This is a genomic window from Chlorobium sp. N1 (genome assembly GCF_004332115.1).
Taxonomy (GTDB): Bacteria; Bacteroidota; Chlorobiia; order Chlorobiales; family Chlorobiaceae; genus Chlorobium.
This window is the reverse complement of record NZ_SJPA01000004.1, coordinates 77,775-92,902: the sequence shown is the minus strand read 5'-3', so window position 1 is coordinate 92,902 and position 15,128 is coordinate 77,775. Positions and strand designations below refer to the sequence as shown.

Genomic DNA, 15,128 nt, shown 5'->3' with positions numbered 1-15,128 from the left:
ATTCGCCTATATTTGATTATGAATACGCCGGAACCGTCTCCATCCCTCGCCCGGGCCATCCGCCGCGAAGCACGCCGGCTGGGCTTTTCTGCCGCAGGGTTCTCGGCTCCGCCGCCTGGAGGGAGGGCCACGGAGCGCTTCAGGGCGATGCTCCGGGAAGAACGCCATGGTGAGATGGCCTACCTCGAAACCGGCCTGGAGGCGAGGGAGCGTCCCGAGCTGCTGCTACCGGAGCTTAAAACCGTCGTCTCGCTGGCCATGAGCTACCATCAGGATCCGCCGGGATGGAACAGACGGATCTCGCGCTATGCCCTCACGGCCGATTACCACGCGGTGCTGCGCCGGAAGGCCGAAGAGCTGCTCGAGGCCATAGGGGAACTCGCCGGCTCGAGACCCAACGCCTGCATCACGGTCGACAGCGCCCCCGTGCTGGAAAAGGAGTGGGGCGAACGCTCCGCACTCGGCCGGACGGGAAAGAACACCCTCCTCATCGTCCCCTCCGCCGGCAGCTACGTCTTCCTTGCCGAACTCCTGCTCGACATGGAGATCCCCGAAGAGCGGCCACCGCTGCCGAACCCCTGCGGCAGCTGCAGGATATGCCTGGACGCGTGCCCGACCGGCGCGCTGCTCGAGCCGGGGAAGCTCGACGCCCGGCGCTGCATCTCCTATCTCACCGGCGAACTGAAACGGGAGTTCACCACCGAAGAGGCCTCGATGATCGGGGGCCGGCTCTTCGGATGCGACGCATGCCAGGAACGCTGCCCCCACAACCAGCGCCCCCTCATCAAAGCCGATCCGGCGTTCGAACCGAGAGAGGAACTGCTCGGACTCGAACCGGAACGGATCCTCGGAATGGGCCGAAGCGAATTCCGCCGGTTGTTCGCCGGCACCCCGATCTTGCGCATCGGCCTCCGCCGCCTCCGGCGCAACGCGCGGGCCGTGCTCGCAAACGAAGGGAAACCCATAGACTGATATACCAATGGAAACGACGCAACTGCTCTGGATCGCCTCGACGGTCCTGCTCATCGCGGGATTCGCAGGACTTCTCATCCCCGCGCTGCCCGGCGTGCTGCTGGTATTCGCGGGCCTCGTCATGGCCGCCTGGGCCGAAGGGTTCGCCTATGTGGGATGGGGAACGATCCTCGTCCTCGGGCTCCTGGCCGGAGCCGCCTACCTGCTCGATTTCCTCGCCGGGCTTCTCGGCGCGAAACGCTTCGGTGCCGGCCGCTCGGGCCTCATCGGCGCCGTGGCGGGAACCGTCCTCGGCCTCCCCTTCGGCCTGGCGGGCATCGTCATCGGCCCGTTCATCGGCGCCGTTGCCGGGGAACTCTACGCCCGCAAGGATCTGCGTACGGCGGGAATGGCGGGGCTCGGCGTCTGGATCGGCATTGCCGCAGGCACGGCCGTGCGCGTCGCCATCGCCTTCATGATGACGGGGATCTTCCTCGTCGTCCGGTTGGTATGATGGAAATATAAAAGGCAGGATGAGCCGGACGCTCAACGCCCTAGAATGTGAAGCAGATCCTTTACGAGAAGAAAGAGATGATAAGGATCACTTGAACTGGGCTCGAAACCTTTGCCGAGATACCCGCTTCGGGCCGCATCATCCTTGGCATGGACAAGAATAGCCCGAATACCGACAAGCTCGGCAGCCTGAGCTGTCCGCAGAAGCGCATCCTTGAGCAGAGCCCGCCCGAGTCCTCCCCCCTGATACCGCATATCAACAGCAAGCCTAGCAAGAATAAGCACCGGAACAGGATGCTTTGCAAGACCTTTTGCAAGCCGTCCCTCGGCAGCCGCAGACTCGACGCTGCCGACAGCTAGACTGTAGAAACCAACAACAGCACTTGATTCCCGCTCACAACACACATAGGTTTGAGCTCCGTTGGCTTTCTGATTCAGCAGAGCAAAACGCCTTAGGAACTGATTAAGCGCATGGTGGCCGCAGTCAAACGACTCGACATTATGGCTGGGCGCAAGTTTCTGGACAGGCGTAAAGTTAACGCCACTCAATCAAGCACCCCCGGCTCCGTCATGAGAGCTTTCATTCGGGCGTCAGGAACGGTTACTGGCCGATCGAGAATCCGCTGAAATTCCTGCCACTCCGACTCCTCAAGCTCAAATCTATTCCTGTCAGCAAGCGTCTGGTTTGCAGCCGTTATGCCCGCGTCAAGCAGGAATTCGCTGACACTTTTATGGCATGAGCGGGCAGCATCCTGCAACAGCCGTTTAATGGGCATGTTGGCTCGGACATCGATTCGCTCGGTTTTGACTGTAAAGCTGGCGGTCATAAAGCTTGTCCTATTGTGTTCATTTCTATCGTAAGAATTCAGCAACAACATAATGTACGGACAATGTCACGACAAAACAAAATTTCCCCGAAGGGTCACCGGACATTGGAATCGAATAAAATGACGGAAGCCCGCTTTTTGGCGGGCTTCCTGAAGAACCGTTCCTAAGAGTGATTCAGTGCTTGAAGTGGCGCATGCCGGTGAAGACCATGGCGAGGTTGTTCTGATCGGCAGCTTCGATCACCTCGTTGTCGCGGATGGAGCCGCCCGGCTGGATCACAGCCGTCACGCCTGCCTCGGCTGCGGCCAGGAGGCCGTCGGCGAAGGGGAAGAAGGCGTCGGAAGCGACGACTGAGCCCGTGAGGTCAAGATCGACCTCGGAAGCCTTCCAGCGCGCGATCTTGGAGGAATCGACCCTCGACATCTGTCCGGCGCCGACGCCGAAGGTGCGGCGGTCCTTGACGTAGAGGATGGTGTTGCTCTTGATGTGCTTGCAGATCTTCCAGGCGAACATGAGGTCGTCGAGCTCCTTTTCGGTCGGCTGGCGCTTGGTGACGGCCTTGAGATCCTCGCGGGAGACGATCTTGCTGTCGCGCTCCTGGACGAGCATGCCGAAGGGGGTCGACTTGAACTCCCATCCGCCCTTGGGAAGCGCCTGCTTCTGGATGAGCAGCCTGCGGTCCTTCTTCTTCATGAGCAGCTCGAGCACGCCGTCCTCATAGGAGGGAGCGATGAGGATCTCGGTGAAGATGCCGTTGACCGCCTCGGCCGTCTGCATGTCGAGCGGACGATTGAAGGCGATGATGCCGCCGAAGGGGGCCTGGGTGTCGGTCGCGAAGGCGCTGTGCCATGCCTCGACGAGGGTGGACGCCTGGGCGACGCCGCAGGGGTTGGTGTGCTTGATGATGACGACCGTCGGATCCTCGCCGCGGAACTCCTCGACGATCCCGCTGGCAGCGGCGATGTCGAGCATGTTGTTGTAGGAGAGGTCCTTGCCGTGGAGCTTCTCGAAGTAGTCGCCGAACGAGCGGGCACCCGCTCCGTCCTCCAGGCGGTAGAATCCCGCGCTCTGGTGCGGGTTCTCGCCGTAGCGCATGTCGAGCTCGCGCTCGAGCTGCACCGTCATGGTGGCGGCGGCAGCCGTTTCGGCGCCTTCGGCCCTGGTCAGGTAGGCGGCGATCGCGCGGTCGTAGCGAGAGGTCAGTTCGAACACCTTGCGGGCGAGCCGGAGCCTCGTGGCCCTCGCGGTCGAGCCGCCGGAAGCCTTCATCTCGGAGAGCACGCCCTCGTAATCGGCGCTGTCGGTGAGCACGGTGACCGACTCGTTGTTCTTGGCCGCGCTGCGCAGCATCGAGGGGCCTCCGATGTCGATATTCTCGATGGCGTCCTCGAACGAAACGCCGGGTTTTGCGACGGTCGCCTCGAACGGATAGAGGTTGACGACGACCATATCGATGAAGCCGATGCCGTTCTCCCTGGCCTGGGCCACGTGATCCGCATTCTCCCTGACCGCAAGCAGGCCGCCGTGGATCTTCGGATGGAGGGTCTTGACCCTGCCGTCCATGATTTCGGGGAAGCCGGTGATCTCGGAGATGGACGAGGCGACAACGCCCGCATCCTGCAGGGCTTTGAGGGTGCCTCCGGTTGAAAAGATCTCAACTCCGAGGGAGGAAAGCTCGCGGCAGAAGTCGACGATGCCGGTTTTGTCGGAAACCGACACCAGCGCCCTTTTGATAAGCGGATCAGACATTTGCGGAATGGTTATCTTGTGGTATACTTGTGGGGAACAGCTTTATTAGAAGCGGAAATGTAAGAAAATATTCAGGAAATGAGTAACCCGAAAAGACGGCTGGCGGTCTTCTGCTCCGGCACGGGAAGCAACTTCGTGGCCCTGCACCGGGCCGTGGCCGAGCGGGGACTCGGGGCCGAATTCGTCCTCTGCGTCTCCAACCGCTCGCAGTGCGGCGCCATGGAGTTCGCCCGCGGCGAAGGGATCGAAACCCTCCACATTTCGGAGAAGCAGTTCGACGGCCCCGAGGCGTTCGCCCTCTCGATGCTCCAGGCACTCCGCTCCCGCGGGGTCGAGACCGTCCTGCTTGCCGGCTACATGCGCAAGATACCCGAGGAGGTTACCCGGGCATACCGCGGCAACATCCTCAACATCCATCCCGCCCTCCTGCCGAAATTCGGCGGCGAGGGGATGTACGGCATCCATGTCCATACGGCGGTGCTCAAGGCCGGCGAGCGCGAAAGCGGCGCGACGGTCCACTTCGTCGACGAGGAGTACGACCGCGGGGAGATCCTGCTCCAGGGCCGGGTGCCGGTAATGGCGGGCGACACGCCGGAAGTCCTCGCCGCGCGGGTGCTCGAGTGCGAGCACCGGCTCTACCCCGACGCCCTCGAAAAACTCCTCCGGGAGAGCAACGGCTGATGGAGCAGATGCTCGACATCAGCGAAATCTTCCACTCCATCCAGGGAGAGTCCTCCTATGCCGGCTGGCCCTGCACCTTCATCCGGCTCGCCGGCTGCAGCCACACCTGCCGCTACTGCGACACGCTCTATGCGAAAACGGCCGAACGGCGCATGAGCATCGCCGAGACCATCGACGAGGCGCGCCGCCATCGTCCGCACCTCATCGAAGTCACCGGCGGGGAACCGCTCGAGCAGCCCTCCGTCCACCACCTCCTCAGGGCCCTCTGTGACGGCGGCGGCACGATCCTCCTCGAAACCGGAGGGTTCCTCTCCGTCCGGGACGTCGACCCGCGGGTGCACAAGGTGATCGACCTCAAGCCTCCCTCGTCCGGCTGCGCCGAAGAAAACTGCATGGAGAACGTCGAACTGGCGCTCGCCGCCGTCACGGCCGAACGAAAGCGTTTCGAGTTCAAGATCGTCGCCGCCGACCGCCGGGACTACCTCTGGGCGCAGGAGCTGCTCACCAGGACCCGGCTCGCCGAAGCCTGCACCGTCATGATGGGTCCGGTATGGGGCGTCCTCCAGCCCTCGGAACTCGCCGGATGGATCCTCAGGGACCGCCTGCACGTGCGCATGCAGCTGCAGCTCCACCGCCACATCTGGCCGGCAAGGGAGCGCGGCGTCTAGCGGTATCCCGCCGGGCGGGAGCGGCTTGCGGCGCTCGGGCGGAGTTCGTACCTTGCACTGACATTTCACCCTAACAAACCTGCTTTCCCGGTGCCCACACTCTCTGTCATCGTACCGTTCTACAACGAGCGGCAGTCCCTTCAGGAACTGGCGCGCGAGCTCAGGGAGGCACTCTCGGACGAACGCCTGCACGCGCTTTTCCCCGCTCCCTTCACCCATGAGGTCATCATGGTCGACGACGGCTCGACCGACGGCTCCCTCGAAGTGGCCGAAACGCTGGCCGAAGACTCGGAAGAGGTGAAGCTCATCTCCTTCAGGAAGAACACGGGCAAGACCGCCGCGCTCTCGGCCGGCTTCAGGGTGGCCGAAGGCGAATTCGTCTGCACGCTCGACGCCGACCTGCAGGACGACCCCCGGGCCATACGCCCCATGCTTGAAAAACTTCTGGAGGGCCATGACCTCGTAAGCGGGTGGAAACGCCATCGCCGGGACCCGCTGTCGAAAACGATCCCCTCGCGCATCTTCAACAGCGTCACCGGCCTTTTCACCGGCGTGCGCCTCCACGACATGAACTGCGGCCTGAAGGCCTACCGCCGGGAACTCTCCGGGAGCCTCGAACTGCACGGCGACATGCACCGCTACATCCCGGTGCTCGCGGCATGGAAAGGCTACCGCATCACGGAACTGCCGTTCGAGCACCGCCGCCGCCGCTACGGCCGGACCAAGTACGGACCGGCCCGTTTCCTCTCCGGCCTCCTCGACTTCTTCGCAGTCCTCTTCATCACCCGCTACTTCCGCCGACCCATGCACTTCTTCGGGACGGCCGGCCTCGCAAGCTTCCTCACGGGATTTGCCATCAGCCTCTGGGTGAGCCTCGACAAGATCATCAACAACCGCTACCTCACCAACCGGCCGATCCTCTTCCTCGGCATCCTCCTGCTCATCCTCGGCGTCCAGCTTTTCTCGACCGGCCTGCTCGGTGAAATGCTCTCGATGAGCTCGAAGGAGAGGGAGCCGCTCTCAATCAGGGAAACAAGAAACCTCAGCAGTCAACAACAGAAAACGATCAGCGAATGAAACGGGTAGGAGCCCACGTCAGCATTGCCGGCGGCATAGAAAACGCCCCGCTCAACGCCGCGGCCATCGGGGCCAGGGCGTTCGCCCTCTTCACGAAGAACCAGCGGCAGTGGAAATCCCCGCCGCTCTTGCCCGCTTCGATCGAAGCCTTCAGGAACAACTGCGCCAAAGGGGGGTTCGAAGCGCGCCACATCCTGCCGCACGACAGCTACCTCATCAACCTCGGCAACCCGGATCCGGAGAAGCTCCGCCGATCGAGGGAGGCGTTCCAGGACGAGATGCGCCGGTGCCAGGCGCTCGGCCTCGAGCTTTTGAACTTCCATCCCGGCAGCCACCTCAACGAAATCGGCGTCGACGGGTGCCTCCGCCACATCGCCGACTCGATCAACTTGGCACTTGAAGGCTCCAGCGGGGTGACGGCCGTCATCGAGAACACCGCCGGACAGGGAACCAACCTCGGCAGCCGCTTCGAACACCTCGCAGCCCTCATCGAAATGACCGAGGACAAAACGAGGGTCGGGGTCTGCCTCGACACCTGCCACCTCTTCGCCGCCGGCTACGACCTCGGAAGTGCGGAAGCCGCCGAGGAGACCTTCCGGGAGTTCGACCGGGTCGTCGGCATGCAGTACCTCAGGGGCATGCACCTCAACGACGCGCTGCACCCCGTGGGCAGCCGGCTCGACCGGCATGCATGCGTCGGGAAAGGAAAGATAGGGATGGAGGCGTTCCGCCTGATCATGCGGGATCCCCGGTTCGAGGAGATCCCGCTCATCCTCGAGACCCCCGATTCGGACGGATGGGCCGAAGAGATCGCGATGCTCTACGGCCTGGCGGAGGAGGACGACTAGGACTGCGTGCGGGAGGCCGAGCGGAGATACTTGCCGACCGAAAGCGCGCTGCCGAAAATGCCGAGCAGCAGCCCGAGCAGGGCGACCGAGGGGTAGACAAGCAGGGCCGAAGGCTCGAGCACCTGGTAGAGGCCCGGCTCGTAGCGCTGCAGCAGCTGCTCCTGGCCGAGAGCGAGCGCCCCGGCGGCAAGCCCGCCGGCAAGCAGTCCCTGCAGGGCGCCCTCGATGAGGTAGGGGGCGGCGATGAACGAGGCGGATGCCCCGACGAGGCGCATGGTGCGGATCTTCTCCTTCCTCGAATACATGGCGAGCCGGATCGTGTAGCCGACCATCACGATGGTGGCCATGGCGATCAGGAGTCCGACGGATCCCGTAACGAGGGTGAAGAGCCTGGCGTTGTGCTCGATCTCGGTGAGGAAGGCCTTGTTGTAGCGCAAATCCGAGCCCGGCGCAATCGATCGGACGGCGGCCATGATCGGCTGGAGGCTGTCGGGCCCGGCGTAGGCGGGAAGGAAGCGGAGCCGGGCCGAGCGCGGCAGGGGGTTCGAACCGAGGATGGCGACGACGTCCTCGCCGAAATCACCGGCAAAAACCTTTGCCGCCTCGTCCTTGTCGATGAAGCGGCTCTCGCTGACGCCCGCCACCTCCTTCATCTTCAGGGCTGCGGCGCGGGCCTCCTCGCGCGAGACCGAATCGCTGAAGAACACCTCCAGCTCCACGCGGCCGCGCAGCTCCTGGATGATGTCGTAGAAGCCGAGCGAGACGGTACCGAAGAGCCCCAGCAGGACGAGCGAGAAAAAGCTGATGGCGACAGTGACGGCGGCCGGCACACGGGCCCTCGAAAAGCCGGAAAACCCTTCCTTGAGAATGAATCCTAGTGACATGGACGGACGGAGTGGATGCTTGGTTATGGACATATCCTGCAACGCCTTACGGGCGCGTTCCGGCAGGCTGCGGGCCCCGTTTGCGGGGGGTTCAGTAAAAGAATCAGCAAAACTAGTTGCAAAAACAAGTTTTTTTTCTTTTTATTAAGTCTTCAAAACGGGGCTATAGCTCAGTTGGTAGAGCATTTGCATGGCATGCAAAGGGTCAGGAGTTCGAGTCTCCTTAGCTCCACCCCGATAAGAAGGAAAAGCGCGGCACCGACCGCGCTTTTTTCATTTCCAGCCCGCCCCTGCGATATCCATCGTTGCATATACAAGCCGGGATGGCTTCCTCTCCTTCGTACGCAATCATTGCACACAAAAGGGAAGACAGTCCATGCCCCGAACTCCGGTAAAAAACAACCAGCGGCTCTCGATTCAAATCGAAGCATCCCAGAAGGAGCTCTTCATGCGGGCCGCGTCGATTCAGTCGACGGACCTCACTGAATTCGTCACCCGATCATCGGCATCGACCGCGTATGAAGCGATCGAACAGCATGAGCATCCCATACACAACGATCGACAGAGCGTCTACCCGCTCGATCTTCCGGACAATCCCCCGGCGCCGAATGATAAGCTTATGAAAGCCGCCGGAGCCCTGCCGTTGCCCGAACGTCCGCTTACGCTCATCCTGCCCTTGCACACCATCCGCACCGCGCTGGAGTCCCGGAATCATCCGATATGTGCGATTGCGGAGCAGATGATGGTGCCTTTATGGAGATCTCCGCTCCCTGCCCGGGTTGATCTCAGGCCGTTTTCTTCCTGCCGGTCCCGGTCGCGAGAAATACCAGCCCGACGAGGAGTGAGGCCGAGAGCCCCGCGCCGATGTTGTAGAGCGAACCAAGAAGGACAAGGGGAAGGGTGAGGGCCGCCGCAGCCGAGGCGAAATCGGAAGAGGCCCACCAGCTGAGGGAGGTCAAAACGGTGAAGGAAAAGCCGGTGGCGATGCTTCCGGCCAGCGAGATGAAGATCCGCTCGCCCGCGCCGCCCTTCACCGCATCCCGGCGCTGTGACTGGCTCTTCCCTTCGGGATCCATGAGGCGCCGTGCCGTCATGGCCACGAGGGCGAAGGTGACGAGCAGCACCGCATGCACGCCGTAGACCCTGAGAACATCGTCCCCCGAAGGATCGAAAAGCGGACCGCCGAGCTGCCTGGAGGCCAGCTGGAGCAGGTAGACGGAGCTGAGGTAAAAGAGGCTTCCCCAGAGAAGTGTGATGGAGAGCCAGAGCGAGGGACCGGGAAAACGCGGAGCGAGGGATTCCTGTTTCATGATGGGAAAGAGAGTGTGGAATGGTTGGGTTGAAGGATCATACGGACGGGCACTATAACGGCAGCAACTCCCAGGTAATTCCCCGGAATGAAAAAACCTCAGCCGGGAGCCCGCGCCGCAAGGCAATATTTTCTATTTTGGGTTTGAAGTTTTAAGCGGCAATCGCCATTTTACGGAGCTCGGAAGTTTACACAAACTTAACACCCCCAAGCCTATGTGTGGAGTTTTCGGCATCTTCAACTCAAAAACTCCCGCAGAAGACACCTTCTATGGACTGTACTCTCTGCAGCACCGGGGGCAGGAGGCAGCGGGCATCGTCGTAGCCGACTACAGCAAGGCGCGCAAGAAGACCCTCTTCAAACAGCACAAGGGCATGGGTCTCGTCTCGGAGGTCTTCCGGGACGAAACGGTCTTCGACGGCCTCGACGGCTATGCGGCCATCGGCCACAACCGCTACTCGACGACCGGCTCCTCGAAATCGACCAACAACATCCAGCCGTTCTCGCTCACCTACCGCTCGGGGAGCCTGGCCATCGCCCACAACGGCAACCTGACCAACTCGCGCAAGCTGCGCAACGAGCTGACCGAGCTCGGCGTCATTTTCCAGGCCTCCTCCGACACCGAAATCATCCCGCACCTTGCCGCCCGCAGCCGCGAAAAGGAGCCGGTGCAGCAGATCTATGAAGCGCTCAAGCAGGTGCAGGGCGCCTACTCGATGGTGATTCTGGCCAACAACCAGATGATCGCCGCCCGCGACCCCCACGGGTTCCGGCCGCTGGCGCTCGGCAAGAAGATCGACCCCCTCACCGGGGAGCTCGCCTACGTCGTCGCCAGCGAAACCTGCGCCTTCGACATCATCCAGGCCGAATACATCCGCGACATCGAACCCGGAGAGATCCTCCTCATCGACCACCTCGCGGTGGCCAACGAAAAGCCGACCTCGCTCTTCCTCCCGCCGTCCGAGCGCAAGGCCCGATGCATCTTCGAATACGTCTACTTCGCCCGACCAGACAGTTTCATCTTCGGCACCTCGGTCGACAAGGTTCGGCGCAACCTCGGCAAGAACCTCGCACGCGAATCCTCCGTGCGCCAGTCGCACGGAGAGAAGGAACTGACGGTCGTCAGCGTCCCGGACTCCTCGAACACCGCTGCGCTCGGCTTCGTACGCGAAAGCAACCGGGCCGAACGTCCGGCCCGCTTCGAGCACGGCCTCATCCGCAACCACTACGTGGGAAGGACCTTCATCCAGCCGGGCATCCAGAGCCGAGACATCAAGGTCCGCTCGAAGTACAACATCGTGCGCGGCGTCCTGCAGGACCGGCCCATCATCCTCATCGACGACTCGATCGTACGCGGAACGACGGCCAGGATGCTCATCAAGCTCATTCGCGAGGCCGACCCGAAGGCGATCCACCTGCACATCAGCTCCCCGCCGATCACCAACCCCTGCTTCTACGGGATGGACTTCCCCACCAAGCGCCAGCTGCTCACCCACATGTTCGACTCGCTCGAAGGCGAGGTCAACGAGATCGAGAAGATCAGGGAGTACATCGGCGTCGACACCCTCACCTACCTCTCGATGGAGGGGTTGCTCAACAGCGTCCCGTCGTTCGAGGGCGAAAGCTGCAGCTACTGCACCGCCTGCTTCAGCGGCGACTACCCCATCCACGTCAACGAGGCGAGCGTCAACAAGGAGGAGAACGACTAGCCTTCTTGCGGAACGCCCTGAAAACAGAGAAGCCCGTCCTGCATGCTCGATGCGGGACGGGCTCTTTCGTGTCCTGCCCTGGCGGGAAACGCCCCTACTTCTTGCCCTGCTTGAACTCGATGCGCACGGCGGTGTGCGGCACGGCCTCGAGCCTCTTCTTCGGGATGGGCTTGCCGCTCTTGATGCAGATGCCGTAGGTGCGATTGCGGATCCGGTCGAGCGCCTGGTCGATGTAGCCGATGTACTTCTCGTCACGGGCGATGAACATGAAGCGCTGCTCGCGGTCCATCGTTTCGGTGCCGTGGTCGGCCATATGCATGGAGTAGTTCGAGTTGATCGAATCCTCCACGTTCTCGTCGGAGAGCGAGGAACGCAGGATGTCCAGATCACGCATGACCTCTTCGCGGCGCTTCAAAAGAAGCTGGCGGAAATGCTCGAGTTCCTCGTCGCTGAGGTAGGTCTTGGTGAGCACCGGTTCATCGACGACCTCCTGGTCCTTCTTTGATGCACTGCTGGTTTTCTTGGTCATGACACTTCAGATTTTCTGATTCTAACGGGAATACCGTAAAAATGGTGAGTTAAAATACCACTCCCCTCATGATTTTTCAAGCACGATGCGGCAGATTTCGCCGTTGACCGTTTCACTACCCTCCTCCGCTCCGATCGAAGCCAGGTCCAGGGCCGTCGCGAGCGTTTCATCCCTAATATACGCATCATTGCTCCGGACCGCCTCGAGAAGTTTTTCAGACCCCTCGACCCGCAGCCGGATCCGGTCGGTAATCGCCAGGCCGCTCTCACGCCGCAGGGCCTGGATGCGGCTGACCAGTTCGCGGGAAAGCCCCATCATCTCCAGCTTCTCGTTCATCTCGGTGTCGAGCGCGACCATGATGCCGTGCGATTCGTCCGAAGCGACAAGCCACCCCTCGATGTCCTCGTGCAGGATCTCGACGTCGGCGCGCAGGATCTCGAAGGTGCGGCCGGTCCACTCGAGCTCCAGCCTCCCCTCTTTTTCGAGCAGGGCGATCTGCTTGTGGCTCATCGAGCGGACCGCCTCGGCCAGCTGCTTCATGTCCTTGCCGAACTTCGGCCCGAGCGTCTTGAAGTTCGGTTTCACCTTCTTGCTGATGACCGAGCCGTCCTCCTCGACGTACTCGATCTTCTGCACGTTGACCTCCTCCATGATGATGTCGGCGACGAGCCGGTACTCCTCGCGCTCGGTGCTGTCGGCGACGGCGAGCAGGATGCGCGAGAGCGGCTGACGCACCTTGATGGAGGCGCGCTCGCGCATGGTACGCACGAGCGACGTGATGATCTGCGCCTTTTTCATGCGCCGCTCGAGCGGCAGGTCGATCATGGCGGTATCCACCGTCGGGAACGGGGCCAGATGCACCGACTCGCGGCCCCGCTCACCACCGACCGCGTGCAGGTTCAGGTAGATCCTCTCGGCAAGGAACGGCGTGAAGGGGGCGAGCAGGCGCGAGAGGGTCTCGAGGCACTGGTGGAGCGACTGGTAGGCGGCGAGCTTGTCGGGGCCCATCTCGCTCTTCCAGAAGCGCTTGCGCGAGCGCCGGATGTACCAGTTCGAGAGGTCGTCGACCGTGAAGTCGTTGATCAGGCGAGCCGCTCCGGTCAGGTCGTACTGCTCCATGCGGCCGCGAACCGCCGAAACGAGGCTCGAGAGGCTCGAGAGCACCCAGCGGTCGAGCTCGGAGCGCTCTTCGAGCGGAACCGGGGGCTCGCTGCCGCTGAAGGCGTCGACGTTGGCGTAGAGGACGAAAAAGTTGTAGCTGTTGATGTAGGCGCGGAAGAACTTGCGCTGCTCCTCCTCGACCTCTTCGGTATTGAAGGACTTCGGACGCCACGGGGGGCTCGCCACGAGCAGGTACCAGCGGATGGAGTCCGCTCCGTAGCGCTGCATGGTCTCGAACGGATCGAGCACGTTGCCCTTCGACTTCGACATCTTCTGTCCGTTCTTATCGAGAATATGGCCGTTGACGACGAGGTTGCGGTAGGCCGGGCGATCGAAGAGCAGGGTCGCGATGGCATGCAGGGTGTAGAACCACCCTCTCGTCTGATCGACGCCCTCGGCGATGAAGTCCGCCGGAAAGGTCTTCTCGAAGAGATCCCTGTTCTCGAACGGGTAGTGCAGCTGGGCGAAAGGCATCGAGCCGCTGTCGAACCAGACGTCGATCAGCTCGGGAGTGCGGCTGAAGCGCACGCCGTCGCGGATGAAGTAGATCCGGTCGACGAAGGGCTTGTGGAGGTCGAGTTCGACGAGTCCGCCATCGAGCGCGTCGGAGAGCGGCGTACGCTCGCCGTCGATATCGATGAACCCTTCTCTGAGCTCGGCGACGGAGCCCACGGCGAACACCTTGCCGGAGTCCGGGCCGTCGCCGATCGAGAAGTCATCGGCGACCCATACCGGCAGCGGAGTGCCCCAGAACCGCTCGCGCGAGAGCGCCCAGTCCTTGTTCTCCTCGAGCCAGTTGCCGAACCGGCCGGAACCGATCTCGGGCGGGCACCAGTTGATGGTCCCGTTGAGTTCCACCATTCGCCGGGCGATATCGGTGGTGCGGATGTACCACGACTCGCGCGCATAGTAGATGACCGGCACGTCGTAGCGCCAGGAGAACGGGTAGGTATGGGTGACGCTCTCCTTGCGGTAGAGCCGGCCCTCCTCCTTGAGGCGCAGGATGACGGGCTGGTCGACGTCCTTGAAGAACATCCCCTCGTAGTCGGGCACTTCGGCCGTGAAGCAGCCGTTGCGTCCGACAGGCTGCAGCATCGGCAGGCCGTACTGCTTCGAAACCTCGTAGTCGTCGGCACCGAAGGCCGGGGCGAGGTGGACGATGCCGGTGCCGTCCGCCGTGGAGACGAACGAACCGACGGTGACGTACCAGCATTTCCTCGCAGGCGAGAAGTAGCCGAAGAGGGGCTCGTACTCGACGTTCTCGAGCTCCCTGCCCTTCATCCGCCCGACCGTCTGCCAGAGGGAGCGGCCCTCTTCGTCCTTCTCCAGGAGCACCTGCAGGCGCGATTCGGCAAGGATCAGCTCCTCGCCGCTTTCGCTGTGGCGGACCTTCACGTAGTCGATATCGGCGCCGACCGAGAGCGCGACGTTCGAGATCAGGGTCCAGGGGGTGGTGGTCCAGACGAGGAACGATGCCCCGGAATCCTTCAGGCGGAACTTCACGTAGACGCTCGGATCCTTGACCTCCTTGTAGCCGAGGGCCAGCTCGTGGGAGCTGAGAACGGTCTCGGAGCGGGGATCCTGCGGGACGATCTTGTAGTCCTTGTAGATGAGTCCCTTGTCGAAGATGGTCTTCAGCGCCCACCAGACCGACTCGATGTAGTTGTTCTCGCAGGTGATGTAGGGCTGGTCCATGTCGACCCAGTAGCCCATGCGCTCGGTCAGCTTCCCCCACCCCTCGCGGTTGTCGTCGATGTGGTGGTAAACGAGCGAACGGGCTTCGCGGTTGAACTCCCCTTCGCCGTAATCCTCCACCTGGGAACGGTTCTTCAGTCCGAGCTTCTTCTCGACGGAGATCTCCACCGGCAGGCCATGGGTGTCCCAGCCGGCCTTTCTCGGCACCCGGTAACCCTGCATCGTCTTGTAGCGGCAGACGGCATCCTTGATGGTGCGGCTGAAGACATGGTGCACGCCGGGTTTGCCGTTGACAGTCGGAGGACCCTCATAGAACGAAAAAACCCGGTCGGAAGGCCGTTCCTCCAGGCTTTTGCTGAAAATGGCGTGCTCGGTCCAGTAGGAGAGCACCTCGGCTTCCATCTCGCTATAGGAAAGGCTGGAGGGGTACTCGGCAAATTTGTCGGCCATGGTGTAGCAGGGGATCATTCAGAAAAAAATCAATATACGAGAATCGGCCATAAAAACAGTACAGGCAGGCCTTCCA

General features: G+C 62.1%; 15 protein-coding genes and 1 tRNA gene. 9 read left to right on the top strand and 7 right to left on the bottom strand.

Features of this window, described 5'->3' with window-relative positions:
• Positions 1-18 precede the first annotated feature (18 nt).
• Together queG and E0L29_RS07070 are read left to right on the top strand one after the other, a co-directional pair.
• Positions 19-972, top strand: a complete 954-nt coding sequence (gene queG, locus E0L29_RS07075; RefSeq protein ID WP_131356887.1) for a tRNA epoxyqueuosine(34) reductase QueG — start codon at positions 19-21, stop codon at positions 970-972.
• A gap of 7 nt (positions 973-979) precedes the next feature.
• The gene (locus E0L29_RS07070; RefSeq protein WP_131356884.1) at positions 980-1,465 is read left to right on the top strand and encodes a DUF456 domain-containing protein; all 486 of its coding nucleotides are present in this window, start codon (positions 980-982) and stop codon (positions 1,463-1,465) included.
• A 32-nt stretch (positions 1,466-1,497) separates the two neighbouring features.
• Here E0L29_RS07070 and E0L29_RS07065 read toward each other — a convergent pair whose 3' ends face one another.
• The 3 genes from E0L29_RS07065 to purH all read right to left on the bottom strand — a co-directional run bounded on the left by E0L29_RS07065 (position 1,498) and on the right by purH (position 4,041).
• Positions 1,498-2,013, bottom strand: a complete 516-nt coding sequence (locus E0L29_RS07065; protein WP_131356882.1) for a GNAT family N-acetyltransferase — start codon at positions 2,011-2,013, stop codon at positions 1,498-1,500.
• Positions 2,010-2,291, bottom strand: a complete 282-nt coding sequence (locus E0L29_RS07060) for a DUF1778 domain-containing protein (RefSeq protein WP_131356879.1) — start codon at positions 2,289-2,291, stop codon at positions 2,010-2,012. Before E0L29_RS07060 ends, E0L29_RS07065 begins: the two co-directional genes overlap by 4 nt.
• 175 nt (positions 2,292-2,466) lie before the next feature.
• Positions 2,467-4,041: a bifunctional phosphoribosylaminoimidazolecarboxamide formyltransferase/IMP cyclohydrolase gene (gene purH, locus E0L29_RS07055; RefSeq protein ID WP_131356877.1), complete on the bottom strand. Its 1,575-nt coding sequence runs from the start codon at positions 4,039-4,041 to the stop codon at positions 2,467-2,469.
• Between the two features lie 78 nt (positions 4,042-4,119).
• On the opposite strand from purH, the gene purN reads away from it, so the two are divergent.
• The 4 genes from purN to nfo all read left to right on the top strand — a co-directional run bounded on the left by purN (position 4,120) and on the right by nfo (position 7,315).
• Positions 4,120-4,722, top strand: coding sequence for a phosphoribosylglycinamide formyltransferase (gene purN, locus E0L29_RS07050; RefSeq protein WP_131356874.1), 603 nt, complete (start codon positions 4,120-4,122; stop codon positions 4,720-4,722).
• Positions 4,722-5,390, top strand: a complete 669-nt coding sequence (locus tag E0L29_RS07045) for a 7-carboxy-7-deazaguanine synthase QueE (RefSeq protein WP_165498851.1) — start codon at positions 4,722-4,724, stop codon at positions 5,388-5,390. Before purN ends, E0L29_RS07045 begins: the two co-directional genes overlap by 1 nt.
• A 90-nt stretch (positions 5,391-5,480) precedes the next feature.
• Entirely contained in the window at positions 5,481-6,467 is a 987-nt protein-coding gene (locus E0L29_RS07040; RefSeq protein WP_131356871.1) for a glycosyltransferase family 2 protein, read from the top strand.
• Entirely contained in the window at positions 6,464-7,315 is an 852-nt protein-coding gene (gene nfo / locus E0L29_RS07035) for a deoxyribonuclease IV (RefSeq protein ID WP_131356868.1), read from the top strand. Before E0L29_RS07040 ends, nfo begins: the two co-directional genes overlap by 4 nt.
• Here nfo and E0L29_RS07030 read toward each other — a convergent pair.
• Entirely contained in the window at positions 7,312-8,199 is an 888-nt protein-coding gene (locus E0L29_RS07030) for a permease-like cell division protein FtsX (RefSeq protein ID WP_131356865.1), read from the bottom strand. The genes nfo and E0L29_RS07030 overlap by 4 nt on opposite strands.
• Before the next feature lie 159 nt (positions 8,200-8,358).
• Here E0L29_RS07030 and E0L29_RS07025 point away from each other — a divergent pair.
• Both E0L29_RS07025 and E0L29_RS07020 read left to right on the top strand, forming a co-directional pair.
• Positions 8,359-8,431 (top strand) — tRNA-Ala (locus E0L29_RS07025).
• 144 nt (positions 8,432-8,575) lie between these two features.
• A complete protein-coding gene (locus E0L29_RS07020; RefSeq protein ID WP_131356862.1) occupies positions 8,576-9,103 on the top strand; it encodes a DUF1778 domain-containing protein in 528 nt (175 codons plus the stop codon).
• Here the strand turns inward: E0L29_RS07020 and E0L29_RS07015 are convergent.
• Positions 8,985-9,509 (bottom strand): hypothetical protein, encoded by a 525-nt coding sequence (locus tag E0L29_RS07015; RefSeq protein ID WP_131356859.1) that lies wholly within the window; start codon positions 9,507-9,509, stop codon positions 8,985-8,987. The genes E0L29_RS07020 and E0L29_RS07015 overlap by 119 nt on opposite strands.
• A gap of 214 nt (positions 9,510-9,723) precedes the next feature.
• Between E0L29_RS07015 and purF the strand changes: the two genes are divergently transcribed.
• Positions 9,724-11,217, top strand: coding sequence for an amidophosphoribosyltransferase (gene purF, locus E0L29_RS07010; RefSeq protein ID WP_131356856.1), 1,494 nt, complete (start codon positions 9,724-9,726; stop codon positions 11,215-11,217).
• 94 nt (positions 11,218-11,311) lie between these two features.
• Here the strand turns inward: purF and E0L29_RS07005 are convergent, their stop codons facing one another.
• Positions 11,312-11,746: a TraR/DksA C4-type zinc finger protein gene (locus E0L29_RS07005; protein WP_131356853.1), complete on the bottom strand. Its 435-nt coding sequence runs from the start codon at positions 11,744-11,746 to the stop codon at positions 11,312-11,314.
• A gap of 66 nt (positions 11,747-11,812) precedes the next feature.
• Complete coding sequence (ileS, locus tag E0L29_RS07000; RefSeq protein ID WP_131356850.1) at positions 11,813-15,052, bottom strand: isoleucine--tRNA ligase; 3,240 nt, start codon at positions 15,050-15,052, stop codon at positions 11,813-11,815.
• Between the last annotated feature and the right edge of the window lie 76 nt (positions 15,053-15,128).

Excerpts from the sequence above, each read along its gene's own strand:
- queG (WP_131356887.1), top strand. The coding sequence starts at position 19 with ATGAATACGCCGGAACCGTCTCCATCCCTCGCCCGGGCCATCCGCCGC.
- E0L29_RS07070 (WP_131356884.1), top strand. The coding sequence starts at position 980 with ATGGAAACGACGCAACTGCTCTGGATCGCCTCGACGGTCCTGCTCATC.
- E0L29_RS07060 (WP_131356879.1), bottom strand. The coding sequence starts at position 2,291 with ATGACCGCCAGCTTTACAGTCAAAACCGAGCGAATCGATGTCCGAGCC.
- purH (WP_131356877.1), bottom strand. The coding sequence starts at position 4,041 with ATGTCTGATCCGCTTATCAAAAGGGCGCTGGTGTCGGTTTCCGACAAA.
- purN (WP_131356874.1), top strand. The coding sequence starts at position 4,120 with ATGAGTAACCCGAAAAGACGGCTGGCGGTCTTCTGCTCCGGCACGGGA.
- E0L29_RS07045 (WP_165498851.1), top strand. The coding sequence starts at position 4,722 with ATGGAGCAGATGCTCGACATCAGCGAAATCTTCCACTCCATCCAGGGA.
- nfo (WP_131356868.1), top strand. The coding sequence starts at position 6,464 with ATGAAACGGGTAGGAGCCCACGTCAGCATTGCCGGCGGCATAGAAAAC.
- E0L29_RS07030 (WP_131356865.1), bottom strand. The coding sequence starts at position 8,199 with ATGTCACTAGGATTCATTCTCAAGGAAGGGTTTTCCGGCTTTTCGAGG.
- E0L29_RS07020 (WP_131356862.1), top strand. The coding sequence starts at position 8,576 with ATGCCCCGAACTCCGGTAAAAAACAACCAGCGGCTCTCGATTCAAATC.
- E0L29_RS07015 (WP_131356859.1), bottom strand. The coding sequence starts at position 9,509 with ATGAAACAGGAATCCCTCGCTCCGCGTTTTCCCGGTCCCTCGCTCTGG.
- purF (WP_131356856.1), top strand. The coding sequence starts at position 9,724 with ATGTGTGGAGTTTTCGGCATCTTCAACTCAAAAACTCCCGCAGAAGAC.
- E0L29_RS07005 (WP_131356853.1), bottom strand. The coding sequence starts at position 11,746 with ATGACCAAGAAAACCAGCAGTGCATCAAAGAAGGACCAGGAGGTCGTC.
- ileS (WP_131356850.1), bottom strand. The coding sequence starts at position 15,052 with ATGGCCGACAAATTTGCCGAGTACCCCTCCAGCCTTTCCTATAGCGAG.